Source organism: Pseudomonas sp. GM50 (assembly GCF_000282375.1).
Classification (GTDB): Bacteria; Pseudomonadota; Gammaproteobacteria; order Pseudomonadales; family Pseudomonadaceae; genus Aquipseudomonas.
On sequence record NZ_AKJK01000018.1, the window covers coordinates 41,775 to 65,353 of the forward strand.

The following is a 23,579-nucleotide window of genomic DNA, read 5'->3' on the forward strand; positions in this document are numbered from 1 at the left end:
TGGGTCTGCACCTCTGCAAAGTTAATACGCACTTTCAAATGCCCATGGTCATGTAGCGCTTAGTTCAACATTCCCCGCCCGCCATTTTCTAACCATGAGTGTTTCTATTATTGAACAAACCCACTCGCTGACAATCGCAAGTGCCGACACCATCAGTGCGCCGCCAATAATTTGCGGCGTATCATTTCGGCCCAGTCCATCAATAAGAAACCTGCCCAGCCCGCCGAACCCTGCATACGCAGCGATGGTGGCTGTTGCGATAAGTTGCACCAGGGCTGATCGGAATCCAGAAAAGATCAGCGGAAAAGCCAGCGGCAACTCGAGCTGAATAAACATCTGCCCTCTGCGCATCCCCATCGATCTGGCAGCCTGCTTCAGAGACGAATCCACCTGATCGACTCCAACATAGGTATTGGTTAATATCGGCGGGATGCTCATGGTCACCAATGCGATAATCACCGTGCTGGTTTCATAGCCAATGAGCATGATTGCAAGTATCACAATACCCAGAGAAGGTAATGCTCGCCCAATATTGAACAGCCCTATCGCTACCTGCGCGCCTTTGCGGTAGTTAGCCAGAAGTACGCCGAGCGGCAACGCTATTGCACAAGCAATAGCCAGGCTCAAAGACACATAATAAATATGCTCTGCCAGCCGAGTCAGTATTCCGTTTTCACCCAACCAATTGTCAGGAAGAGAGAACCAAAGGTAGACACCTGCGATCATGTTCATCAGCGCACCCAAGGGACCAGCCATTTATTTATTGAATAAAACAGAAAATCAAAACATAACGCCAACATCACCGTCAGGACCAGGCTGACCGCCACAGGCGTAGTGAAACTTTGAGCCAGCCCGGTAATGAACATCTGGCCTAATCCGCCTTGACCAATCAAGGCAGTAACGGTCACCAGCCCCACCAATGTAACCGAGGTCGTTCGCAAGCCTGCCAATAACGAAGGCAGTGCCAGTGGAAGTTCAACCCCGAGGAATCTCTGCATGCGCGTATACCCTAGCGCACGGGCTTCTTCCAATACGTCCGGGGGATTACTCGCAAGCCCCGCCAAGGTGTTCTGCAACACAATAAGCAAGGAATACAGGCTCAAACCAATGACCGCCGTCGTCTTGGATAAACCGGTAAAAGGCATTATCAAAATAAACAGCGCCAGGGACGGAATGGTAAAGAGTATGCCGCTGACATAAATCATGGGGCGCGCCAATCCTGGCTGCCACAACGTCAAGAGCACCATTGCGCCCGCTAATAGCACCCCTGTACACAAGCCCAAGGTCACCAGCTGAATATGATCAAATAACAGCTGACCGATCTGCTGCCAGTTTTCAACGATCCAGGACCAGTCAATCATTGCGCACTTCCGAAGCGGCGCTCATTGAGTGCGCTGTGAAGGCTGGCAATCGAGAGGCAACCTTCGTAACCGCCCGCCTCGTCCACGCGAACAACCACACCGATAGGAGCCGTTAGAATTTTAACCAGTGCGTGATGCAACGAGTCGTTACTCGACACCGTTGTCAGCTCGGGAACAGGCACGTCCGATTCACTGACCCATTTCAACGGGTTGGACTTATCATCCAGCAGAAGTTTGAATTCGCAATTGACTTCATCCGCTGGAAGATCAGAAACCTTCATCAGCGAAAGTCTTTTTAACAGCGGATCTTTGCCGATAAAGTTCTTCACAAACTCGCTGGCAGGATGGGCAAGGATAGTGTGAGGCGTATCGAACTGAACAAGCTTTCCTTCGCCCTCGAAGATGGCAATCCGGTCACCAATCTTGATGGCTTCCTCCATATCGTGGGTCACCAAAATAATGGTTTTATGCAAGCGTCTCTGAAGCGCAACCAGTTCATCCTGCAGTCGCTCGCGTATCACCGGATCAAGCGCGGCAAAGGGTTCGTCCATCAATACAACCGGTGGGTCCGAGGCCAATGCCCTCGCCAGAGCGACGCGACTTTGCTGCCCGCCCGACAGCTGATTAGGGTAGCGCTCAAGAAATTCCGGCTGAAGTCCAACCAGGGAAATGAGTTCGCTCACGCGCTGGCGGATTTTATGTTTGCTCCAGCCCAGGAGCCGCGGTACTGCACCAATATTTTCTGCAACCGTCTGGTGGGGAAACAAGGCTGCGCTCTGCATCATGAAACCAATGCCGCGGCGTAGCGTAACGACGTCAAGCTCATCGGTCGCTACTCCATTGACACAGATGCGACCACTGTCCTGGGTATCCAGCCTATTGATCATTCGCAAAATAGTCGTTTTGCCACACCCGCTTGGCCCGACAAATACGCAGATCTCACCCTCCCGGACATGAAGCGTTAAATCGCTCACGGCCATTCGCGTGCTGCCCTTATGAGTTTTCTTGATAGTTTCAAAACGTATCATTTTCCGACGCCCAGATTGGCTTTAGTGTTTTTATTGCCTGGCAGGATGACGGGGACAATCCACGGGATTGACCAGATGCCGATGCAATAATTGGAAGTAGCCGTGAATGACATAGCCGTTGTTTCGAGCAATCCATTGTTCTGAATCGACATCCAGAGCACAACCAGTGGAACCAAACGGACAAGGGTGAATACTTCGCCGAGTGCGTCGCCATAAATAACAATAAAAGTCCAGGCCAGATAAAATCCGACCAATAAAAGCCAAGTAGGCCATTCAGTTTGGCTGGTTAATGTAGTGCTCAGCTTAACAATTTCAGCTCGATGAGCTTCATCCAAATAGTTTGGCATTTGTAGTAAGTCGCGATGGATCTTGCTCGGAACAGAAGCCCAATCACTCACGCGTCAAGCTGCAACCCCATGGGACCGGGTATTACCTGAAGATGATTGGCTAGACTAACGGTATGGAAGTGCCCAACAGCGATGATTCACATGGCGTAAAGCAGAAACGCCAAGCCTTCGCTGATTGCACTGCAGGCTTCGCTGTTGGCCTGACAAGGAAGAGGTTTGCCGGTAACGAATGGAACGGCAATGGAGGCACAAGGACTGATGCGGATATTGCCGGAGTGAGAAATCGCGACATGAGTTCTGTCATAAGACAGAGCCTCAAGGCTGATTTGGAAGATTCGGGCGCCGGACATAGTCGTACCATAAAAATAGGATTGAACATATCCGGCGGTCCGGTAACCGCAATGTAGCATGATGACTAATACGATCAAGGAATCTATTTCATTATGCTTATTCCTAAAATGAATAATAATTAAGCAATGCGTCTCCCCCGCTCTGAATTTGCCTGCTCCGCTAGCCTAGTCGCCGATGCATTTTTCGCCGCCAGCCTTGCTGCTCCAATCGGTGGATGCCCGCGCCATGAAGAATCTAGCACTACATTAATTAGCGACGCTGTGTAGCCTGCGCGTAAATGCCAGGGCCACACTGCAACGCAATCCTGTTTGCGTAGGTGTCGAGTGGCCTTAACCTGTTCGGTCATTGAAACAGTCATGGCGCACTCAACAACAAATTACGATCTCGACCTCGCAACATCCGAGGCTAGACCTCTGATTCCTTCAGACTAAAACCTTTGTGGCATGAAACTCTCCACTCAGCTGTAAGGCTCAAACCAATTCGGCTAAAGATGCCGGATTGAAGCCCTTCAGGTCTGCGTAATCGCCTTTTTCAACTTTGGCGGCCCAATCCTTGTCACTCAGCAGAACACGCCCTACTGCGATCAGATCAAACTCTTCGCGCTCCATGCGCTCGACGAGCCGATCCAAACTCGCAGGGGTTGATCCCTTGCCGGCAAAGGCGTTAGTAACATCATTTTCTAGCCCAACCGAACCAACACTGATGGTCGCGGCCCCGGTTACTTTCTTCGCCCAGCCCGCGCAGTTCAGGCCGTTCTCACCGTCAATTTCGGGAAATTCAGGTTCCCAGAAACGTCGCTGCGAGCAGTGCAGGACGTCGACACCGGCCTCGACCAATGGCAGCAGCCAGTCTTCCATCACAGCTGGTGTTTCAGCGACGCGTACGCCGTAGTCCTGTTGCTTCCACTGGCTGACGCGCATGATGATCGGGAATTCAGGGCCAACAGCATCACGAACGGCAGACACTATCTCACTGGCAAAACGCGAGCGTTCCTTGATCGTCGGGCCGCCGTAGCGGTCGGTGCGCAGATTGGTACCAGACCAGAAAAACTGATCGATCAAATAACCATGGGCTCCGTGGATCTCAACGGTATCGAAGCCCAGTCGTTTGGCATCCGCTGCGGCCTTGGCGAACGCTGCTACCGTGTCGGCAATGTCCTCTTCACTCATCGCCACACCACGCAGGTCACCTGGCGAATCAAGGCCCGACGGGCTTTCCACGGGCGCATCTGGCTCCCAGTCGTTGATGTAACGCGTGGCACCGGTGTGCCAGATCTGCGGTGCCATGCGCCCGCCAGCGTTGTGGACCGCATCGATCACGTTTTTCCACCCCGCCAGCGCCGCTTCGCCGTGAAAAAAAGGAATGCCGGAGTCATTGCGCGATGCAGGGCGATCAATCACGGTGCCTTCCGACAATATCAGCCCGACACCTCCCTCTGCCCGCCGCCGGTAATAGGCAGCGCTCGCTTCACCCGGGATGCCTTCGGGTGAGAACAGACGCGTCATCGGCGCCATGACAATCCGGTTTTTCAGTTCAAGCGACCGGATGGAAAGAGGACGAAATAAAACGCTGGTATCAAGCTTTAACATTGGATGGACTCCATTTGCTTTTGGAAGCCACATAAGTATATTTTGTAGACCTAATGTCAATTAGGCACCTAGAGTCGCCTAGGTATACATGAGGAAACTTCGATGCTGGAATTAAAGCCGCAATGTTTTTCGTCAGACTGCCCAAGCCGGGCGCTGTTCGACCAAATCGCAGACAAGTGGTCGATGATGGTTCTGGCGGTGCTTGATGATGGGCCGCATCGCTTCAATGCCATCAGGCGTCGCCTGGAGGGCGTCACTCAGAAAGCACTGACACAGTCCCTGCGGCGGTTGGAACGAAATGGTCTCGTCTCGCGCCAGATCATTTCGTTCTCGCCCGTGGCAGTGCAGTATGAGATCACCCCACTTGGTCTAACACTGCAGCAGCCATTTCGCGAATTGCATAAATGGACGCTCGACAAATTGCCTGAGGTTGAAACGGCCCGGTTGAAGTTTGACGAGGCCGCGCAGGTAAGCCTGACGAAGTGATTTTTTATTGACTCGCCGCCACTGCCCATCTGAAACGCATGACTTCGCAGGTTTACTCGCGGTATCCCTAAACCTACCAACGCCACATTAAGTGCCTAATTGACTCTAGGTTTATCGCGTATGTACCGTCTTGGTGTTCTGTCAGAAATCGCCATAAGCGATCACTCGTACACCCGATGCGAGCGGGGGCAAATAGGGGGGCAAATTTCAATTTTTTTGCCAGAAACCATTGTCCTAGAGCCCAGTCAAAATGTTTTTTGGCGATCCGGACAGTCTTCAATAGCGGCATGCCAATCCCGCCGCCAAAGATTATTTGAAACAGCCCTAAAGTTACGCCAAGCCCGGTCGATAAAGCGGCGGGTATTCAGCATCAGAAGTTAAGGATAACGATGGCAATGGTCTTTTGTCGTGCATGCGCCAAGGAAATTCACGAAACAGCCCCAATCTGCCCCCAATGCGGAGCGAGCCAACACGTTGCCCGGGCGGCACCGGCTGACATCGATTCGCCATGGCTGGCCATTGTCTCGTTGATATTGGGCATCATCTGCATACTTACCCTGATTGATGACTCCCCGTGGGATAGAAGTACCCTATTCGGAATGAGCATCTTCTCCGTCGCCAGCCTCGCTTGCGGCATCATCAGTATCAATCAAAAAAGACCAGGAAATAATCTCGCGATTGCTGGCGTTGTATTGTCGGTTATTGCGACGCTTTGTTTCGCTGGGCTATCGCTAGACTAATTTTAGGGAAAAAATATGAGCATGGTTTTTTGTCGCGGTTGTGCCAAGGAAATTCACAGCACTGCTACGGCCTGCCCGCAATGCGGCGCGCCTCAGGCATTCCAGCCAACACGCGCGTTATCAGCCGGTATACCTGAAACAGGCAATCCGTACCTTGAGGTGCTCAAGAAATATACAGTATTCACTGGCCGTGCGAGCCGAAGGGAGTACTGGATGTTTATTTTGATCAACCTTGGGATCGCTATATTGCTCGGCATTATTGACGCCCTTCTGGGTGCCAAAGGATTTATTTCAAATGCCTATAGCCTGGCCATGTTTGTTCCTAGTATTGCTGCGGCCATTCGTCGGATGCACGACACCAATCGCAGTGGCTGGTGGATCTTGCTGCCTATCGTGAACATCGTCTTCCTGGCCCAGGACAGTCAACCGGGCGACAACCGTTTCGGCCCGAACCCTAAAGGGATCAACTGAGATCAGTCCCGCAAGACGCTAATCGAGACGGCCGCAATGGCCGTCTCTTTGTTTGAACCGTTGGCAACACTTCCAATCCGTCCGATCTTTGCACTCCTCGCAACACACAATTGTCATCATTTCATTTGAAAGCCCGCCAATGGGAGGTGCATGCTAGAGGGCTCGCAATGAACTTATATCATTCCGAATGATAGTTACCTTCGGTTCATTCGATTCGTGCCATACAACCCCGCCAAGCATCATCCGTCCATCTCAATACATTGGCGGATGCATCCATGGAACAGTCACTCAAACATTTGCGCTTCCCCTTGGCCCTGTTGGCCGTGCTGGTGATGAGCGCTTGCGGCAAGACCCCGGACGCTGCCGCAACCATGCCCGCGGCCAAAGTCAGCGTGGCCAAGGTGCTGGAACAACCGGTCAACGAGTGGGACGAATTCACCGGGCGCCTTGAAGCGCCGGAAACGGTAGAGATTCGTCCACGGGTTTCCGGCCAGATCGATGATGTGGCCTTCACCGAAGGCGCGTTGGTCAAGAAAGGTGACCTGCTGTTCCAGATCGACCCACGCCCATTCCAGGCTGAGGTCCGCCGCCTCGAAGCCCTGGTTGCCCAAGCTCGCGCCACGGCCACCCGCAGCGAAAACGAATCCCAGCGCGGCGAACGCCTGCGCACCAGCAACGCGATTTCCGCCGAACTCGCCGACTCGCGCACCAGCGCGGCTCAAGAAGCCCGCGCCGCCGTCGGCGCTCTCCAGGCCCAATTGGACCTGGCCAAACTGAACCTGAGTTTCACCCGCGTCACTGCGCCTATCAGCGGCCGTGTCAGCCGTGCGGAAATCACCGCCGGTAACCTGGTGACCGCCGATACCACCGCGTTGACCAGCGTGGTGTCTACCGACAAGGTCTACGCCTACTTCGACGCCGACGAGCGTGTCTTCCTTAAATACACCCAGCTCGCCCGCCAGGGCCAACGCGGCGCAACCACGCCGGTTTACCTCGGCCTGTCCAATGAAGACGGCAACCCGCACCAGGGCCAGATGAACTTCGTCGACAACCAGGTCAACCCGAAGACCGGCACCATCCGCGGGCGCGCGGTGTTCGACAACAGCGACGGCACCTACACCCCAGGTCTTTATGCACGCCTGAAACTGGTGGGCAGCGGCACTTACTCCGCGGTGTTGATCAATGACGAAGCGGTCGGTACCGACCTGGGTAAAAAGTTCGTGCTGGTGATGGATGCCGACAACAAAACGGCTTACCGCCCCGTCGAACTGGGTCCGAAGATCGAAGGTCTGCGCATCGTGCGCAGCGGCCTGAACAAGGACGACACCATCATCGTCAAGGGCTTGCAACGGGTTCGCCCTGGTTCACCGGTCACCCCTGAAGTGATCCCGATGGCCAGCCAGGAAACCCTCGCGGCTCTGGCTCAACAACGACAAGCGCTGGAAGCCAGCAACCTGCCCCAAGTCGCACCTGCCAAGGTTGCGCCGGGTACGGTTGTGAAAGTGGCTGCTGCGACTCCACGCGGTTAAGGGATCTCTACGATGAATTTTTCCCAATTCTTCATTTCACGGCCGATCTTCGCAGCGGTACTGTCGCTGCTGATCCTGATCGCCGGCGCCATCTCGCTGTTCCAGTTGCCGATCAGCGAATACCCGGAAGTGGTTCCGCCGACCGTTGTGGTCCGTGCCAACTTCCCGGGCGCCAACCCTAAAGTCATCGGTGAAACCGTGGCCGCTCCACTGGAGCAAGCCATCACCGGCGTCGAGAACATGCTGTACATGTCCTCGCAGTCCACCGCCGACGGCAAGATCACCCTGACCATCACCTTTGCGCTGGGCACCGACCTGGACAACGCACAGGTGCAGGTGCAGAACCGCGTGACCCGGACCGAGCCCAAGCTTCCCGAGGAAGTGACGCGCATCGGTATCACCGTCGACAAGGCTTCGCCCGACCTGACCATGGTTGTGCACTTGACCTCGCCGGACAAACGCTACGACATGCTCTACCTGTCCAACTACGCCTTGCTCAACATCAAGGATGAGCTGGCGCGTCTGGGCGGTGTCGGTGATGTGCAGCTGTTCGGTATGGGCGATTACTCGCTGCGGGTATGGCTCGATCCGAACAAGACTGCTTCGCGCAACCTGACCGCAACCGATGTGGTCACTGCGATTCGTGAACAGAACCGTCAAGTGGCGGCCGGTGCCCTGGGCGCTCCGCCTGCGCCGAATGCCACCGCGTTCCAGCTGTCGGTCAACACCCAAGGCCGCCTGGTTTCCGAGGAAGAGTTCGAGAACATCATTATTCGTTCCGGCGAGAATGGTGAAATCACTCGCCTGAAAGACATCGCTCGCGTCGAACTCGGCTCCAGCCAATACGCGCTGCGTTCCTTGCTGAACAACCAGCCGGCGGTGGCGATCCCGATCTTCCAGCGCCCTGGCTCCAACGCGATCCAGATCTCCAACGACGTTCGGGAGAAAATGGCCGAACTGAAGAAGAACTTCCCGGAAGGCATGGACTTCAGCATCGTCTATGACCCGACGATCTTCGTGCGCGGCTCCATCGAGGCGGTGGTTCATACCCTCTTCGAAGCGCTGATCCTGGTTGTACTCGTGGTGATCCTGTTCCTGCAAACCTGGCGCGCCTCGATCATTCCGTTGGTGGCAGTGCCTGTTTCGCTGATCGGTACGTTTGCCGTGATGCACCTGTTCGGCTTCTCGTTAAACGCCTTGTCGCTGTTCGGATTGGTACTGGCCATCGGTATCGTGGTCGACGATGCGATTGTGGTGGTGGAGAACGTCGAGCGAAACATCGAGCTCGGATTAACCCCTGTCGAAGCCACCAAGCGTGCGATGCGCGAAGTGACCGGTCCGATCATCGCGACGGCGCTGGTGTTGTGCGCGGTGTTTATCCCGGCGGCGTTCATCTCCGGCTTGACCGGGCAGTTCTATAAACAGTTCGCCCTGACGATTGCAATTTCGACCGTGATCTCGGCCTTCAACTCCCTGACTCTGTCGCCGGCGCTGGCCGCCGTGTTGCTCAAGAGCCATGACGCGCCGAAAGACCGCTTCTCCAGGGTTCTGGACAAGATCTTCGGTGGCTGGTTATTCCGTCCGTTCAACCGCTTCTTTGACAAAGCCAGTCATGGTTATGTCGGCACCGTGGGCCGGGTTATCCGCAGCAGCGGTATCGCCTTGCTCGTGTACGCCGGCCTGATGGTGCTGACGTTCTTCGGTTTCTCCAATACCCCGACCGGTTTCGTACCCGGCCAGGACAAGCAATACCTGGTGGCCTTCGCGCAACTGCCGGATGCCGCGAGCCTGGACCGTACCGAAGACGTGATCAAGCGCATGTCCGACCTGGCCCTGAAACAGCCTGGCGTGGAAAGCGCGGTGGCCTTCCCGGGTCTGTCGATCAACGGTTTCACCAACAGCCCTAACGCCGGCATCGTGTTCGTCACCCTGAAACCGTTCGACCAGCGCAAGGATCCGAGCATGTCCGCCGGTGCGATTGCCGGTGCATTGAACGGCCAATACGCCGGGATTCAGGAAGCCTACATGGCGATCTTTCCGCCGCCGCCGGTACAAGGCCTGGGCACCATTGGCGGTTTCCGCCTGCAGATCGAAGACCGGGGCAACCTGGGCTATGACGAGCTGTACAAAGAAACCATGAACATCATCACCAAAAGCCACAGCGTGCCGGAACTGGCCGGCCTGTTCACCAGCTACACCGTGAACGTGCCGCAGGTCGATGCCGCCATCGACCGGGAAAAAGCCAAGACCCACGGCGTGGCCGTCAGCGACATCTTCGACACCCTGCAGATCTATCTGGGCTCGCTGTATGCCAACGACTTCAACCGCTTCGGTCGCACCTATCAGGTCAACGTTCAGGCTGAGCAGCAGTTCCGTCTCGAATCGGACCAGATCGGTCAGCTGAAAGTCCGTAACAACCGGGGCGAGATGATTCCGCTGGCGACCTTCATCAAGGTCAGCGACACCTCGGGGCCGGACCGCGTGATGCACTACAACGGTTTCATCACCGCTGAAATCAACGGTGCGGCAGCCCCCGGCTACAGCTCCGGCCAGGCCGAGAAAGCCATCGAGAAACTGCTCAAGGACGAATTGCCCAACGGCATGACCTACGAGTGGACCGACCTGACCTACCAGCAGATTCTGTCCGGCAACACGGCGCTGTTCGTGTTCCCGCTCTGCGTACTGCTGGCGTTCCTGGTACTCGCGGCTCAATACGAAAGCTGGAGCCTGCCACTGGCGGTGATCCTGATCGTACCGATGACCCTGCTGTCGGCCATTACCGGTGTGATTGCCTCGGGCGGTGACAACAACATCTTCACCCAGATCGGCCTGATCGTACTGGTGGGACTTGCGTGTAAGAACGCGATTCTGATCGTCGAGTTTGCCAAGGACAAACAGGAAGAAGGCCTCGGCCCGCTGGCAGCGGTGCTGGAAGCTTGCCGTCTGCGTCTGCGGCCGATCCTGATGACCTCCTTCGCGTTCATCATGGGTGTGGTGCCTCTGGTTTTCTCCAGCGGTGCCGGTGCTGAAATGCGTCATGCCATGGGTGTGGCGGTGTTCTCCGGGATGCTCGGGGTGACCTTTTTCGGTCTGTTGCTGACGCCGGTGTTCTACGTACTGATTCGCAACTTTGTGGAGCGCGGTGAAGCGCGCAAAGCGGCCAAGGCGCTGAAACTGGAGGCACAACAATGAGCCTGAAAGCCTTCCTGCCGAGCCTTCTGGTGCTGGCCCTGAGTGCCTGCGCCGTTGGCCCGGACTACAAAACCCCAGCGACGGAGGCGGCCAACATAACGGCCGCCACCGATGGCAGCGCCGGTCAGAAGAACTTCGACCGTGCACGTTTCGAAGGTATCTGGTGGCAGCAGTTCGACGATCCGACCCTCAACCAGTTGGTGACGCAATCCTTGCAAGGCAACCGTGATTTGCGCGTGGCCTTCGCTCGCTGGAAAGCGGCCCGGGCTATTCGCGATGACGCCAGCAATGACGCCATGCCGACCATCACCAGCCGCGCGAGCAGTGATCTGGCCAAAGGACAGATTCCCGGCCAGACCACTAAACGCGTCAGCAGTGAACGCTATGACCTGGGCCTGGACATGGCCTGGGAACTGGACTTGTTCGGTCGCATCCAGCGCAACCTGGAATCCAGCGACGCTGAACAGCAGGCGGCCGAAGCCGATCTTTACCAACTGCAAGTCACCATGATTGCCGAACTGGTGGACGCCTATGGCCAACTGCGCGGCGCACAGCTGCGGGAAAAAATCGCCCTGGCCAACCTGAACAACCAGCAGGAATCGCGCAAGATCACTGAAAGCCTGCGTGATGCCGGTGTCGGCGATCAGCTGGACGTGGTTCGCGCCGATGCACGCCTGGCCTCTGTCGAAGCCAGCGTGCCGCAACTGCAGGCCGAACAGGTTCGTCAGCGCAACCGCATCGCCACCCTGCTGGGTGAGCGTCCAGACAAACTGACCGTCGACCTGAGTCCAAAAGACTTGCCGGCGATCGCCAAGGCACTGCCCATCGGTGATCCGGGCGAACTGCTGCAACGGCGTCCGGACATCCGCAGCGCCGAACGCAAACTGGCCGCCGCCACCGCCCGTATCGGCGTGGCCAAGGCTGATTTGTTCCCACGGGTCAGCCTCAGCGGCTTCCTCGGTTTCACCGCCGGGCGCGGATCGCAGATCGGCTCCTCGGCGGCCAACGCTTGGGCACTGGGCCCAAGCATTACCTGGGCGGCGTTTGACCTGGGCAGTGTGCGCGCCCGTTTGCGCGGCGCCGATGCTGAAGCCGAAGGCGCCCTGGCGACCTACGAGCAGCAAGTACTGCTGGCACTGGAAGAATCGGAAAATGCCTTCAGCGATTACGGCAAACGTCAGCAGCGCCTGATCTCGCTGATTCGTCAAAGCGAATCAAGCCGCGCCGCTGCGGACCTGGCCGACATTCGCTACCGCGAAGGCACCGTGGACTTCCTCGTACTGCTCGATGCCCAGCGCGAGCGTCTGGCAGCCGAAGACACCCAGGCCCAGGCCGAAGTCGATTTGTATCGCGGCATTGTCGCGATCTACAAAGCCCTTGGCGGCGGCTGGCAGCCAGAGACGGTCGCCAGCAAGTAACGTTTTAACGAGCTCCTTTGGTTGGCCGCAACCAACCAATTCCTTTGCCCCGCGCCTCATTCGGTCGCGGGGCTTTTTTTTGGTTGCATGTCCTAGTCCAAACACCACATTCCCTGTGGGAGCGAGCCTGCTCGCGATGGCAGCGTGTCAGGCGACATCGATATTGAATGTGAGGCCCCATCGCGAGCAGGCTCGCTCCCACAAGGGATCTGGGTTCTGCGCGGTCTTCGTGGTGGCGGCAATCAAACTGTGGGAGCGAGCCTGCTCGCGATAGTGTCGGTACATCCAACATCCATGTGTCAGACAGACTGCTATCGCGAGCAGGCTCGCTCCCACATGGGGTTAGTGGGTTGCCTTGCTATCGCCGTTTTCCATGATGGTTACCGTAGCCGTGGTCCCGGCACGCAGGCGGTTTTTGGCGACATAGTCGGCGTCGATCTGAATCCGCACCGGCACCCGTTGCGCCAGCTTCACCCAGGTGTAACTGGGGTTTATGTTGGCCAGCAGGCGACTGCCGGGGGAGTTCTCGCGGTCGGCGATAGCAAAAGCGATGCTCTGCACGGTGCCGCCGAAGGTCTCGCCGCTCATCAACTCGACCTTTACCCGGTCGCCCTCCTCGATTCGTGGCAGTTTTGTTTCTTCAAAGTAGCCGCTGATATAAAACGAGTCGCTGTCCACCAGTGCCAATAACGCCCCTCCAGCAGTGGCGTAATCTCCCTGACGAGTCAGCAGGTTGGTTACATAACCACTGACAGGCGCTACGACCCGCGTGCGCTGCAAGTCCAGTTCGGCCTGGGTCAATGCGGCGATCGCCAACTGCACATTGGCTTGTGCCAGGCCCAGATTCGCCTGATTGCGCAACAGCTCCGCCTGCGCCACTGCCACTTCGGTACTGGATTTTTCCCATTCTTCGCCGGAGATCGCGAAACCCTGTTTGAGGGTTCGACGGCGACGCTCTTCGCTTTGGCGCTGCCTGAGCAGCGCTTCGCTGGAGACAATCGTCGCTTCGGATTGGCCCAGCGTGGCTTTTGCGACTTCCACCGCGCGCTTGGCATGCTCCACTGCCAGCGTATAACGAGCCGGGTCGATCTCCAGCAGCAACTGGCCTTTCGTAACATGCTGGTTGTCTTGAACGCTCAGGCTGACGATGCGCCCCGAGACATCGGCGGACAATGTCACCACATCGGCGCGAACCCGCGCATCCCGGGTCCAGGGGGAGCGGGTGTAATGTTCCCAGGCGAACCAGCCGAGCACGAAAGCCAGCAATACCACTGCCACAGTCACGAGTCGGGCAAGGATCTTCTTCAAGGCATCAAGCTCCCATCACCAGAATCAGCGTCGCGCAAACACACGCGTACAACGCGCCTTCGAACAAGGCTTCATGCCAGACAAAACGCAGCACGCCAAAGCGGCGCAAGACCCAGTCCAGCAGCAGGAAAATCGGCAGGGCCAGTAGTAACGCCTGGGCAATCGGTGGCAAGTAGACGCCACCCAATTCAAAATCAATGGGCAAGGGCTGGCTCTCCTTCCGTTTGGGCAGGTTGAACGTATTTGCGATGTCGCTCCAGAAACGACACCACGATCAACAACGCCACGCGCATCCTGAATACCGACCACAGGTGTTCATGAACGTCTAAATGCAAGTCATCCATTTCATCGCCCAAGACACGCAAGTTTCCGAGCAACTGCTCAAGGTCAATCCCGGGCCGCCCAGAGATCAATCGTCCTGTCTCACGCACGGCAGCCAGCAAACGGTTTTGCTGTTCTGTACTCAACAACGTATTGCTTTGCCCCTGTTGCCTGAGCTGATTCAAGGCCACACCCAGTGCCATGCACCCAAGGCTGACTTCGAACAGCTCGCTGGAGTGCTTGTCGTTGGTCGCCGGCAATAGTCCCAGCATCATGGTCAGGCGATCGACCATACGGCTTTCAAACGTAAATTGCTGTTCATCGGTGGCCGGCGTCTTCAGCAACGCGTAGACCTGCTCGCAGTTTTCATTGAACAGCCGGCGTATCCGCAAAACGGGCCTGAACGGGAAGATCAAGGCGTAGACACTGAGCGCCAGCGCGGAGGCGCTGACATACGCACCGGCAAACTCGAACCACTGAATGGCACTGTTTTGGCCGATTTCTGTGTTTTGCGGACCCAGCAACAGAATGGTCGTCAGTCCAAGACCAATGCCCGTACCCGTGGTTGACGGACTGGCCAGCCCCACCGCGACGGCATACAGCAATGGGGCAAGCAACAAGGCGAGTAACTCGAAGTCACTGATCATCGGTACCAGCATGAACAGATAGAGCGCCGACACTACCAAAGCCAGACCCTGCCCCCTGGCAAAGCTTTGCGCGGCCAGCAACGGTCGCGGAAAAGTCGCCATCAGCGAACAGAGAATCCCCACCACAATCATCCCGCCACGGGCTCCGTCCCAAGCGGTCTCGATCCAGATAAGACCGGCCACCAGCAACGCGGCAAATGCCCGGATTGCATTCATTGCCGCCAAAGTGAAGTCCAAATGCAGCGGATTTTCCTGGCCACGGAACACGCAACTGGCTTCACGCCCTTCCTGAATCGCGTCGCTCAGTTCCAGAATCTGCGCCAGTTGCTCCAGCATCCGTGCCTGCTCCCAGCGCAGTGCCCAGGCCAATGAACGCAGCGTGGCAGGCATCGTCTCGGTGAGTTGTTCGGCCTTGTAGGCCTGGTCATCGAAACGCTGTTGCAGCGCGGCGAAATGGTGCCGCGCCTCGATCGACAGTGAACGCCCTTGCAGGGCCAACTCATCGAGAAACGCCAGTTCTTCGGCGCGCAAACGCTGTATCTCTTCCGGCAACGCGCCTTCCCAGCGTTCGGTGAGCAATAGCCGCTGGTGACGCAGGGCCGTCAACCGCGAAGTCAGCAGCACCAGTTGATTGCCAAGCAGCTGCACCAGACTATTGGCGCTGCGCAACCGTGGCGCATCGTAATATAAATGCCGACGTACCCCCTCCAGAGCACTGATTGCGCCGAGCAGTTGCATTTGCCGCCGATGGAAATCGGCCTCGCTTTCTTCGGTTCGGATGACGGCAGCAGCGTGGGTCGCGAGCAGCTTGATGACCTGGTCGATCTTGGCGAAGTAATCCCGCGCAACAGCTTCCGGCCGCGCCGTGAGAAGACTGACCACGCACACGCAAGCCACCGCCAAAAGCGTCTCGGTCACACGAGTGACGGCCAGCAGGAACGTGCCGTCCTGATCGGGCACCGCCAGCAGCGCCACGACCACCGCCGTGTACCCGCTCAAGACAAATGCCTGGGAACTGGTGTAGCGCAACAAGGTGCCGCCGGCGGTACAGAATGCCAACCACAAGGCCAGGGTGAGGATGAAAGGCAGGGGCGCCTGGGGAAAGATCGCCATGATCAACACCGCCACAACGGCTCCGAGCGTGGTGCCGATGACCTGGCCGAAACTTCGGGCCAAGGCCATGCCGCCCAATGGTTGGCTGACGATGACCACCGCCATGATCGACCACTTGGGCTGTTCAAGGTCGAACAGGAAGGCCAGATACAATGTCAGCAGTCCGGCCACAATGGTTCTCAGGGCGAACAGCAGCACCTCTCGTCCGGGGTTGAGTATCGCCTTGAAATATTGAAGCAGTGGCTGCATGGGAGCGCTCATTTGAGTCATCTCCAGCAAGCGTAGTCATTGCTTCAGTGCCTCGACAGGTTTCGGTGTCGACAAAACCTGTAGGCAAATTCGCCGATGAACACGCTTACTTTGATAGAGCCTGTCGATTAGCTCGTCAGCCATAGCAATTGGACGGCCCTTCCTCCACCCCTTAGGCTGACACTGCTGCGAAAGCGCCACTCTCTATATAAAGTTGCTGCCCATGATTGTGCGTCCCAAGCCGAATCTGATCGGCATGCTGTTTTCCCTTAAAGGCTCGATTGCCAAGCGCATTGCCTTGCGCAGTCTATTGGTGACCCTGCTCGCGTCGGTCATTGTGTTGGTGGAGACTTGGCACCCGGCCTATTTTTCCAAGGTCAATGCCACACCCTTCACCCTGCTGGGCTTGGCGCTGTCGATCTTCATGAGCTTTCGCAACAACGCTTGCTACGACCGTTGGTGGGAGGGTCGCAAGCAACTGGGGCAACTGATCATCGAAGTACGCTCGTTGATTCGCGAAACCCAAGGATTGATGGCGGCGGCCGAACGTGAACTTCTGCTGCGTGAACTCTGCGGCTTCGCCCATGGCTTGATCGCCCGCCTGCGCTTTGAAAGCGAGATGAGCGCGATCAGACCGTGGACGCAAGAAGCCGTAGACGCAAAGCACCCGAACATCACCGACGCACTCTTGCAGCGAATCGGTGCGCGGTGTTCAGCGCTGGCCGAGCGTGGCCAGATCAGTGAATGGCGCTATACCCAACTGGAAACCCGACTGGTCAGCTTCAGCCAGGTCCAGGCCAGTTGTGAGCGAATCAAAAGCACGCCACTGCCCTTCCCTTACACCTTGTTGCTGCACCGCACCATTTACCTGTTCTGCATCCTGTTGCCATTTGCCATGGCCGAACCCCTTGGCTGGCTGACACCGGTGATCACCGCCATTGTCAGCTACACCTTTTTTGGCCTCGACGAAATCGGCGACGATCTGGAAGACCCGTTCGGCTTCGATGAGAACGATCTGCCGTGCAATGCAATTGTGCGCATGCTGGAGCGCGAAGTGCTGGCAGCACTGGGGAAAACCGCGTTGCCACCCGCCCTTGAGCCCGTCGACTACGTGCTGAACTAAGCTTGGGTTTGACTCACAGCCCGGCCTGACCGAAGCTGGTGGCTTTGCAAAAGCCTGCCAGCTCCCGGATTCCTGCATGCCTCAGTCCCGCCGCTACTTGCTCATCAGCCTCTGCGTACTGTTTGCCCTCGTCCTCGCCTGGTTTTTCCTGCGTAGCACGACACCCGTGGTGCCGGAGGCGATCAAACATGGCTACAGCGAAGCACTGGCCCAGGCACGCGCGGGTCAACCGGGCGCGGCGCGGGTGCTTTATCAGCAATTGGGTCGTCCTGACCTGTCGACCAAGCGCCGTGTCTGGCTGCATGCCGAACTGCCCAACTACCCAAGCCCGCAAGCCCTGAAGCTGGCGGATGCGGACCTGCAACATCCATCGGCGGATGTGCGCATCGCAGCGATCAAAAGCATCAATGGGTTGGTGCCCAGCGGGCAGCGCAGCCTGTTGCTGGGGCCTTTGCTCGATGACAGCGATCCGAGCGTGCGGTTTGCGGCGGTCAATGCCTTGCTGGGCCTGACGCCGGATGAACTGGGGTTGTATTTCGGCCCCTTGGAGCAAGCCATCGATGCCTGGGAGCAACTCCTCAAGGGTCAGCCGGAAACGGCCGAGATCCACTATCAACTGGCGCGCCTGCACTTGCACAATACCGAGCTGAAGGAAGCGCAGCAGGCCTTGGAGCGCACGTTACAACTGGAACCCGGTAACCTGCCGGCACTGGTGATGCAGATCGAAGTGCTGGATAAACAGGGCCAAAGCGATGCCGCCAGGCAATTGTTGGCGAAACAGTTAAAAGCCCAGCCTGACTCGGCCTACCTGCAACATGCGCTGGGGCTTTGGTTACTGCATCACGGGCAAAGTGAATTCGCCCTGCTCGGCCTGTCCAAAGCCGTGGAGCTTGAGCCGGACAACAAGGATTACCGCTACGACCTGGCCACCACGCTGCATGGTGAGCAGGAGTTGGAAGCGGCGCAGAACCAGCTGCAGGAAATCGTCCAGCGCCACCCGGCCGATCGCAAGGCGCGCGTGCTGCTGATCAACTATTGGAAGGAAAGCGGACAGTTGCAGAACGTGCAGATCCTGCTGGCACAGCTGGAGCAGCTCAATCCGGATGATCCGGCGTTGCAGCAAGGGCTTTAATCAAGATCAAGATCAAAAGATCGCAGCCTTCGGCAGCTCCTACGCGCCTGTGGGCGCTGCGATCTTTTGCTTTTTTGTTCACAAGAACCACACACAAACACGAAAGGTTGAACCGCCGTCTCGGCGAAAGGTCAAGTGATCAGGCAGTCCACTCAGGCGCTTGCAGCCTGCTGCCTCGCTTCCCCTAGTCATGAGAGGGCATTTCTTGTCTACATCTAACGAGTTGATCAGTGCAAAAGCCGCCACCGGCATTGAAGGTCTGGATGACATCCTGGCCGGTGGATTGTCCCGCGGCCACGTGTTCTTGCTGGAGGGTGAACCCGGCACCGGCAAAACTACCGTCGCTTTGCATTTTCTGTTGGCTGGCGCCCGTGCCGGCGAGCGCTCGTTGTACATCACCCTGTCTGAAACCGAGCGCGAGCTGCGCCAAGGGGCGTTGTCCCACGGCTGGGAGCTGGATGAGAACATCCACATCTTCGAGCTGACTCCGCCGGAAAGCCTGCTCAATGCCGAGCAACAGCAGAGTCTGCTGTATTCCTCGGACCTGGAGCTGGGCGAAGCCACCAAACAGATTTTCGAAGCGGTCGAGCGGGTCAAGCCGACCCGCGTAGTGGTCGACAGCCTGTCCGAAATCCGCCTGTTGGCCCAAAGCTCTTTGCGCTACCGCCGGCAGATTCTGGCCATCAAGCATTACTTCGTGCGCTACGAGGCCACGGTGCTGCTGCTGGACGACCTGACCACCGAAGCCCTCGATAAAACCGTGCACAGTGTGGCCCACGGGGTGATTCGCCTCGAAGAATTGACGCCCAATTACGGTGCCGAACGCCGGCGCATCCGCGTGGTGAAGTATCGCGGTCAGAAGTACCGGGGCGGTTTCCATGACTTCACCATCATGGGTGACGGCGTGCATGTGTTCCCGCGCCTGGTGGCAGCCGAACATCGCGGCCGTTATATCCGCCAGCAATTGACCAGTGGCATCCCGGAAATGGATGCCCTGCTCGGTGGCGGTATCGAGACGGGCTCAAGCACCCTGATCCTCGGCCCGGCCGGGACCGGCAAATCGCTGATCTCGATGGTCTTCGCCGCTGCGGCGGTAGCCCGTGGTGAAAAAGCCGCGCTGTTTATTTTCGATGAAGAACTGGGGCTGCTGTTCGAGCGGATGAAAAATATCGGCATCGACCTGAAGGCCCTTGAAGACACCGGCAACCTGCTGATCGAGCAAGTGGACGCCGCCGAATTGTCCCCCGGCGAGTTCTCCTACCGGGTTCGTCGTTGTGTTGATGAACGCAATATCAAAACCGTGGTGATCGACAGTATCAACGGCTATCAGGCGGCGATGCCCGAGGAAAATGCGCTGGTGCTGCACATGCACGAGTTGCTGCTGTACCTCAATCGCCAAGGCGCCGCGACATTCATGACCGTCGCCCAGCATGGGCTGGTCGGTGACATGCAGGCGCCGGTCGACATTACCTATCTGGCCGACACCGTCATTCTGTTGCGCTACTTCGAAGCCCTGGGCAAGGTTCGCCGGGCAATCTCGATCATCAAGAAACGTACCGGCAGCCACGAATCGACCATCCGCGAATACCGCATCAGCAGCCAGGGCATGACTATCGGTGAACCACTGGATGCATTCCAGGGTGTATTGCGTGGCGTGCCAACTTACTTGGGCGCGAGCACGCCTTTGCTTGAGGAAGACGTCCAGTGACGGCCATGGAGGCGATGTCCGAGCGTGCGATCATTCTTGCGCCGTTGGGACGCGACAGCCAGATCGCGCTGATGATGCTCAACGAGGCAGGGGTCGACGGGGTCATCACCCGGGATCTGGGCGCGTTGTGCAATGAGCTGTCGCTAGGTGCCGGCCTGCTGGTGATTGCTTCCGAGGCTTTACTGGGCGCCGACCTTGAACCGCTGCTGGGTCTGATCGAGCAGCAACCGGCGTGGTCGGATCTGCCGATCGTACTGCTGACCCACCACGGTGGCCCGGAGCAAAACCCTGCGTCGCGACTCGGTTTGCTACTGGGCAACGTGACCTTTCTCGAGCGGCCGTTTCATCCGGTCACGCTGATCAGCCTGGTCACCACGGCGTTGCGCGGGCGACGACGGCAGTATGAAGCCAGGGACCGGTTGATTGATCTGAGCCAAAGCGAACTGCGCCTGCAAAATACCCTGGAAACCCTCGAGCAACAGGTCGAGGAACGCACCGCGCAATTGCGCCACAACGAAGAGGTTCTCAGGCAGTCGCAGAAAATGGAAGCGGTCGGCCAACTCACCGGCGGTATAGCCCACGACTTCAACAACATGCTGACCGGCATCATCGGTAGCCTGGAGCTGCTGCGTCGTCGCCTGGCCCGAGGACGCACCGAGGACCTGGACAGTTTGATCGATCTTGGGGTGACCTCAGCCAACCGCGCGGCGGGCCTGACGCATCGTCTGCTGGCGTTCTCCCGCCGCCAGTCGCTGGATTCAAAACCCGTGCAGATGAATACCCTGGTGGTGTCCATGGGTGAACTGTTGCAGCGCAGCATCAACGAAAGCATTCACCTGGAAATGCAGCTGGACGAGCAACTGTGGGTGGCCGAGGCCGACCCCAACCAACTCGAAAGCGCCCTGCTCAACCTGGTGCTCAACGCCCGGGATGCCATGCCCGACGGCGGAAAGCTGCTGGTCAAAACCTCCAATCAGCATCTGGATATCGGGTTCACCGAGGCACACAGCAATCTGCAACCGGGCGATTACATCGTCCTGAGCGTCATTGACACCGGTTACGGCATGCCGCAAAGCACCATCAACCGGGCCTTTGACCCTTTCTTCACGACCAAACCCATCGGCCAGGGCACGGGCCTGGGGTTGTCGATGATTTACGGTTTCAGCAAGCAGTCCGGCGGTCACGTCAGCATTCACAGTGAAGTCGGAAAAGGCACCACGGTCAGTCTGTTTCTGCCGCGTTTCAGCGGAGAACTGCTCCAGGACACCCGAGTCGATACCCAACACGCTCCTTACGCCCGGGACGGCGAAACCGTGCTGATCGTCGAGGACGATCCCGCCGTGCGAGTCCTGGTCAGCGCCGTATTGAGTGAATTGGGCTACGCCTTCGTTGAAACGGGCGATGCCGACAGCGCCGTGCCGATTCTCGACTCCGGTCAGCGAATCGACCTGTTGATCAGCGACGTGGGGCTACCGGGCATGAACGGCCGGCAACTGGCGGAAATCGGCCGGCAGTATCGGCCTGATCTCAAGGTATTGTTCATCACCGGGTATGCCGAACACGCCGCCGTGCGCGGTGGCTTTCTTGACCCCGGCATGCAGATGATCACCAAGCCGTTCACCTTCGATTTGTTGACGGCGAAGGTGCGGGAGATGATTGCGCAGTAGTTTCGGCAAAGACTTTAGACGTATGTTGCCTGTTGTCCTCGGCGAAGTGTTGACAACAAGCCAATAGTGTGACCTAGTCTTTGCCATTCCCCCTTTGCTGACCACTTAGCTCTAGGTATAGTTGCGGTGGGCACATTCGTGACCTCATCCATGGCGTGGCCATCAAGCACGGCTTGCCCTACATACGGATCAATGTTGCCTACCCAATCAATATTCTTGTAAACACTCTCTGCCACAGGATTCCACTGGATACCTGCTGCATTCAGAAGAGCATCAGTCCCTCTGTGCAGTAGGTCCGTATAAACACCATAAGTCGTCCCCATTGCAGTATCGTGAGCCACTCCCTTTGCGCCGCCTTTTACATCATCCCTGGATATATTTTCCAAAGAGGAAGAGTTCCATTCTTTATAACTTGCATTTACCTTTGTCAGAGAGCGATAGGTCGTACCGACAATCTGCTTCGCAGCACCATTGATCCCGGCGCGAGCCAACCCAGGAAGAGTCGCCGAAACATTGCTGGTCACAAAACCTTCAGTGATATCGACCAGAACGTTGGAACTAATATCCGCCGCATAATCTGCTGCAATAGCGGAGCTTGAGACACCGCGATGGAATGTCAGAGAAGGGCCTATGACCGACGTCATGCGCCCCATACTTGACCTCACCACATTTCTTCCCAGATCAATCAACTCGCCCGAGGGGTCCGAACTAAAAAAACCACTGGCCGCCCCGATGCCGACGCCAAGCAATGTCCCCCCCGCTTCCAACGCGACCTTCGCAATACGATTCTCTATTTTATTGGCTCGTACGATGTTTTTCGCAATCCCCAGCCCCGCGTAAGCATGCGATGCAGACTTCTGAATCATGTTTGCAGTGCGAATAAGAGGTGAGTTTGCTGCTGCTCCCACTGCGGCTTTAAGTCCCCATTTAACGCCTCCAGACACTATGGCTCCCGTCACGCCACGCGCAACATTAGTGCCCAGCGCTTTACCGTACTGTCCCCAGGAAACTTTGGTGGAGGTTTTGGCAAGGCCTTGCTGATCTATATACCCAATCGGATTCCCCCCCACCATTGCATACAAATTCGGTCCGTCTATTGCCCCCGCTGGGTCCGCACTCAACCAACGCTGGCGCCACGGCATGTAGTACCGCATACCGTAGTAATACAGCCCCGTGGCATCGCGTTCCTGCCCCGAGTAACGAATGGTCTTGTAGCTTGCCTCCACTTTGTCCCGACCGGCCCACCACGCCGTGCCGCCATAGGGGTAGTAACTTTCCTCGCTGATGAGGTCGGCGTTTGTGTCCAGTTCCAGCGTGCTCGAGCCCAAATGGTCGGTCAGTGTGTAGCGCTGCTGATTGGCTGCGATGCCCGCTGGCTGCCCCTTTGCCCAATGCAGGATCTGCACGCGGCAGCGCCCGGCCTGGACACTGATCACATGCAGGGTTTCCTCAGGGCTTGTGCGAATCTCCACGCCCGGCAGGTAGCGGGTTTCGTGGGTTCGGGTCAGGGTTCCGGTATAGGCGGTACGGATTTTGCGCAGGCGTTGGCCACTGCCGTCATACACGTAGCACTCTGCATCATTGGGCCCGTCGTCACGGACGACCTGATCGACCTGACGCAGGCAGTTGAGCGCATCCCACTGCAACGCCTGGCCGCGTTGCAACGTCTTGAGGTTGCCGTTGGCGTCGTAACCGGCTTCGATTTCAGCGTCGGTTGGACGTTCGCTGCCGTCGATCCAAGGCAGGCTGCGATTGCTCAACGCCGCCACTGCGGTGCATTCGGTGCGGCTGCCGCTGCC

Annotated in this window: 20 protein-coding genes; 10 read left to right on the top strand and 10 right to left on the bottom strand. The window is 57.4% G+C overall.

What is annotated here, in order from left to right; genetic code table 11:
• Nucleotides 1–48: 48 nt before the first annotated feature.
• The 6 genes from PMI30_RS25085 to PMI30_RS25070 form a co-directional block, all read right to left on the bottom strand.
• Nucleotides 49–732: an ABC transporter permease gene (locus PMI30_RS25085; protein WP_008006412.1), complete on the bottom strand. Its 684-nt coding sequence runs from the start codon at nt 730–732 to the stop codon at nt 49–51.
• Nucleotides 732–1,361: an ABC transporter permease gene (locus PMI30_RS25080; protein ID WP_008006414.1), complete on the bottom strand. Its 630-nt coding sequence runs from the start codon at nt 1,359–1,361 to the stop codon at nt 732–734. The genes PMI30_RS25085 and PMI30_RS25080 overlap by 1 nt, the downstream gene beginning before the upstream one ends.
• Nucleotides 1,358–2,389, bottom strand: coding sequence for an ABC transporter ATP-binding protein (locus PMI30_RS25075; RefSeq protein ID WP_008006416.1), 1,032 nt, complete (start codon nt 2,387–2,389; stop codon nt 1,358–1,360). Before PMI30_RS25075 ends, PMI30_RS25080 begins: the two co-directional genes overlap by 4 nt.
• Nucleotides 2,386–2,787, bottom strand: a complete 402-nt coding sequence (locus tag PMI30_RS0129435; RefSeq protein ID WP_157173014.1) for a hypothetical protein — start codon at nt 2,785–2,787, stop codon at nt 2,386–2,388. The genes PMI30_RS25075 and PMI30_RS0129435 overlap by 4 nt, the downstream gene beginning before the upstream one ends.
• Before the next feature lie 86 nt (nt 2,788–2,873).
• Nucleotides 2,874–3,164, bottom strand: coding sequence for a hypothetical protein (locus PMI30_RS31235; protein ID WP_157173015.1), 291 nt, complete (start codon nt 3,162–3,164; stop codon nt 2,874–2,876).
• A gap of 393 nt (nt 3,165–3,557) precedes the next feature.
• Nucleotides 3,558–4,676: an NADH:flavin oxidoreductase gene (locus PMI30_RS25070; RefSeq protein WP_008006418.1), complete on the bottom strand. Its 1,119-nt coding sequence runs from the start codon at nt 4,674–4,676 to the stop codon at nt 3,558–3,560.
• Between the two features lie 102 nt (nt 4,677–4,778).
• Here PMI30_RS25070 and PMI30_RS25065 point away from each other — a divergent pair, with 102 nt between their 5' ends.
• The 6 genes from PMI30_RS25065 (at nt 4,779) to PMI30_RS25045 (ending at nt 12,512) form a co-directional block, all read left to right on the top strand.
• Nucleotides 4,779–5,162 (top strand): winged helix-turn-helix transcriptional regulator, encoded by a 384-nt coding sequence (locus PMI30_RS25065; RefSeq protein WP_008006420.1) that lies wholly within the window; start codon nt 4,779–4,781, stop codon nt 5,160–5,162.
• Between the two features lie 389 nt (nt 5,163–5,551).
• Nucleotides 5,552–5,902, top strand: a complete 351-nt coding sequence (locus tag PMI30_RS25060; protein WP_008006422.1) for a DUF4190 domain-containing protein — start codon at nt 5,552–5,554, stop codon at nt 5,900–5,902.
• 15 nt (nt 5,903–5,917) lie between these two features.
• Nucleotides 5,918–6,373 (top strand): DUF805 domain-containing protein, encoded by a 456-nt coding sequence (locus tag PMI30_RS0129440; protein ID WP_081501235.1) that lies wholly within the window; start codon nt 5,918–5,920, stop codon nt 6,371–6,373.
• A gap of 275 nt (nt 6,374–6,648) precedes the next feature.
• Nucleotides 6,649–7,902 carry a multidrug efflux RND transporter periplasmic adaptor subunit MexE gene (mexE, locus tag PMI30_RS25055; RefSeq protein ID WP_007905572.1) on the top strand — a complete coding sequence of 418 codons (1,254 nt, stop codon included), beginning with the start codon at nt 6,649–6,651 and terminating at the stop codon, nt 7,900–7,902.
• A gap of 12 nt (nt 7,903–7,914) precedes the next feature.
• On the top strand, nt 7,915–11,094 hold the full coding sequence (locus tag PMI30_RS25050) for an efflux RND transporter permease subunit (protein ID WP_008006425.1): 3,180 nt from the start codon (nt 7,915–7,917) through the stop codon (nt 11,092–11,094).
• Entirely contained in the window at nt 11,091–12,512 is a 1,422-nt protein-coding gene (locus tag PMI30_RS25045; protein ID WP_008006427.1) for an efflux transporter outer membrane subunit, read from the top strand. The genes PMI30_RS25050 and PMI30_RS25045 overlap by 4 nt, the downstream gene beginning before the upstream one ends.
• A gap of 342 nt (nt 12,513–12,854) precedes the next feature.
• Here PMI30_RS25045 and PMI30_RS25040 read toward each other — a convergent pair whose 3' ends face one another.
• The 3 genes from PMI30_RS25040 to PMI30_RS25030 are packed head-to-tail and all read right to left on the bottom strand — an operon-like array spanning nt 12,855 to nt 16,162.
• Nucleotides 12,855–13,820 (bottom strand): HlyD family efflux transporter periplasmic adaptor subunit, encoded by a 966-nt coding sequence (locus tag PMI30_RS25040; protein ID WP_008006429.1) that lies wholly within the window; start codon nt 13,818–13,820, stop codon nt 12,855–12,857.
• Between the two features lie 4 nt (nt 13,821–13,824).
• Nucleotides 13,825–14,025, bottom strand: coding sequence for a DUF1656 domain-containing protein (locus tag PMI30_RS25035; protein ID WP_007905582.1), 201 nt, complete (start codon nt 14,023–14,025; stop codon nt 13,825–13,827).
• Nucleotides 14,015–16,162: an FUSC family protein gene (locus tag PMI30_RS25030; protein WP_008006432.1), complete on the bottom strand. Its 2,148-nt coding sequence runs from the start codon at nt 16,160–16,162 to the stop codon at nt 14,015–14,017. Before PMI30_RS25030 ends, PMI30_RS25035 begins: the two co-directional genes overlap by 11 nt.
• 211 nt (nt 16,163–16,373) lie before the next feature.
• Here PMI30_RS25030 and PMI30_RS25025 point away from each other — a divergent pair, with 211 nt between their 5' ends.
• The 4 genes from PMI30_RS25025 (at nt 16,374) to PMI30_RS25010 (ending at nt 21,780) form a co-directional block, all read left to right on the top strand.
• Nucleotides 16,374–17,273, top strand: a complete 900-nt coding sequence (locus tag PMI30_RS25025; RefSeq protein WP_008006435.1) for a bestrophin family protein — start codon at nt 16,374–16,376, stop codon at nt 17,271–17,273.
• 76 nt (nt 17,274–17,349) lie between these two features.
• Nucleotides 17,350–18,405, top strand: coding sequence for a tetratricopeptide repeat protein (locus tag PMI30_RS25020; protein WP_008006436.1), 1,056 nt, complete (start codon nt 17,350–17,352; stop codon nt 18,403–18,405).
• 205 nt (nt 18,406–18,610) lie between these two features.
• Nucleotides 18,611–20,113 carry an ATPase domain-containing protein gene (locus PMI30_RS25015; protein ID WP_008006438.1) on the top strand — a complete coding sequence of 501 codons (1,503 nt, stop codon included), beginning with the start codon at nt 18,611–18,613 and terminating at the stop codon, nt 20,111–20,113.
• Between the two features lie 5 nt (nt 20,114–20,118).
• Nucleotides 20,119–21,780 (top strand): ATP-binding protein, encoded by a 1,662-nt coding sequence (locus tag PMI30_RS25010; RefSeq protein WP_443216282.1) that lies wholly within the window; start codon nt 20,119–20,121, stop codon nt 21,778–21,780.
• A 14-nt stretch (nt 21,781–21,794) separates the two neighbouring features.
• Here PMI30_RS25010 and PMI30_RS0129445 read toward each other — a convergent pair.
• A partial coding sequence (locus tag PMI30_RS0129445) for an RHS repeat-associated core domain-containing protein (protein WP_008006442.1) occupies nt 21,795–23,579 on the bottom strand: 1,785 nt, incomplete at its 5' end.

Bases quoted from the DNA above. Each gene is read 5' to 3' on its own strand.
- PMI30_RS25085 (WP_008006412.1), bottom strand. From the start codon at position 732: ATGAACATGATCGCAGGTGTCTACCTTTGGTTCTCTCTTCCTGACAAT.
- PMI30_RS25070 (WP_008006418.1), bottom strand. From the start codon at position 4,676: ATGTTAAAGCTTGATACCAGCGTTTTATTTCGTCCTCTTTCCATCCGG.
- PMI30_RS25080 (WP_008006414.1), bottom strand. From the start codon at position 1,361: ATGATTGACTGGTCCTGGATCGTTGAAAACTGGCAGCAGATCGGTCAG.
- PMI30_RS25025 (WP_008006435.1), top strand. From the start codon at position 16,374: ATGATTGTGCGTCCCAAGCCGAATCTGATCGGCATGCTGTTTTCCCTT.
- PMI30_RS25075 (WP_008006416.1), bottom strand. From the start codon at position 2,389: ATGATACGTTTTGAAACTATCAAGAAAACTCATAAGGGCAGCACGCGA.
- PMI30_RS25050 (WP_008006425.1), top strand. From the start codon at position 7,915: ATGAATTTTTCCCAATTCTTCATTTCACGGCCGATCTTCGCAGCGGTA.
- PMI30_RS25045 (WP_008006427.1), top strand. From the start codon at position 11,091: ATGAGCCTGAAAGCCTTCCTGCCGAGCCTTCTGGTGCTGGCCCTGAGT.
- PMI30_RS0129440 (WP_081501235.1), top strand. From the start codon at position 5,918: ATGAGCATGGTTTTTTGTCGCGGTTGTGCCAAGGAAATTCACAGCACT.
- PMI30_RS25065 (WP_008006420.1), top strand. From the start codon at position 4,779: ATGCTGGAATTAAAGCCGCAATGTTTTTCGTCAGACTGCCCAAGCCGG.
- PMI30_RS25060 (WP_008006422.1), top strand. From the start codon at position 5,552: ATGGCAATGGTCTTTTGTCGTGCATGCGCCAAGGAAATTCACGAAACA.
- PMI30_RS25030 (WP_008006432.1), bottom strand. From the start codon at position 16,162: ATGAGCGCTCCCATGCAGCCACTGCTTCAATATTTCAAGGCGATACTC.
- mexE (WP_007905572.1), top strand. From the start codon at position 6,649: ATGGAACAGTCACTCAAACATTTGCGCTTCCCCTTGGCCCTGTTGGCC.
- PMI30_RS25010 (WP_443216282.1), top strand. From the start codon at position 20,119: ATGGAGGCGATGTCCGAGCGTGCGATCATTCTTGCGCCGTTGGGACGC.
- PMI30_RS25020 (WP_008006436.1), top strand. From the start codon at position 17,350: ATGCCTCAGTCCCGCCGCTACTTGCTCATCAGCCTCTGCGTACTGTTT.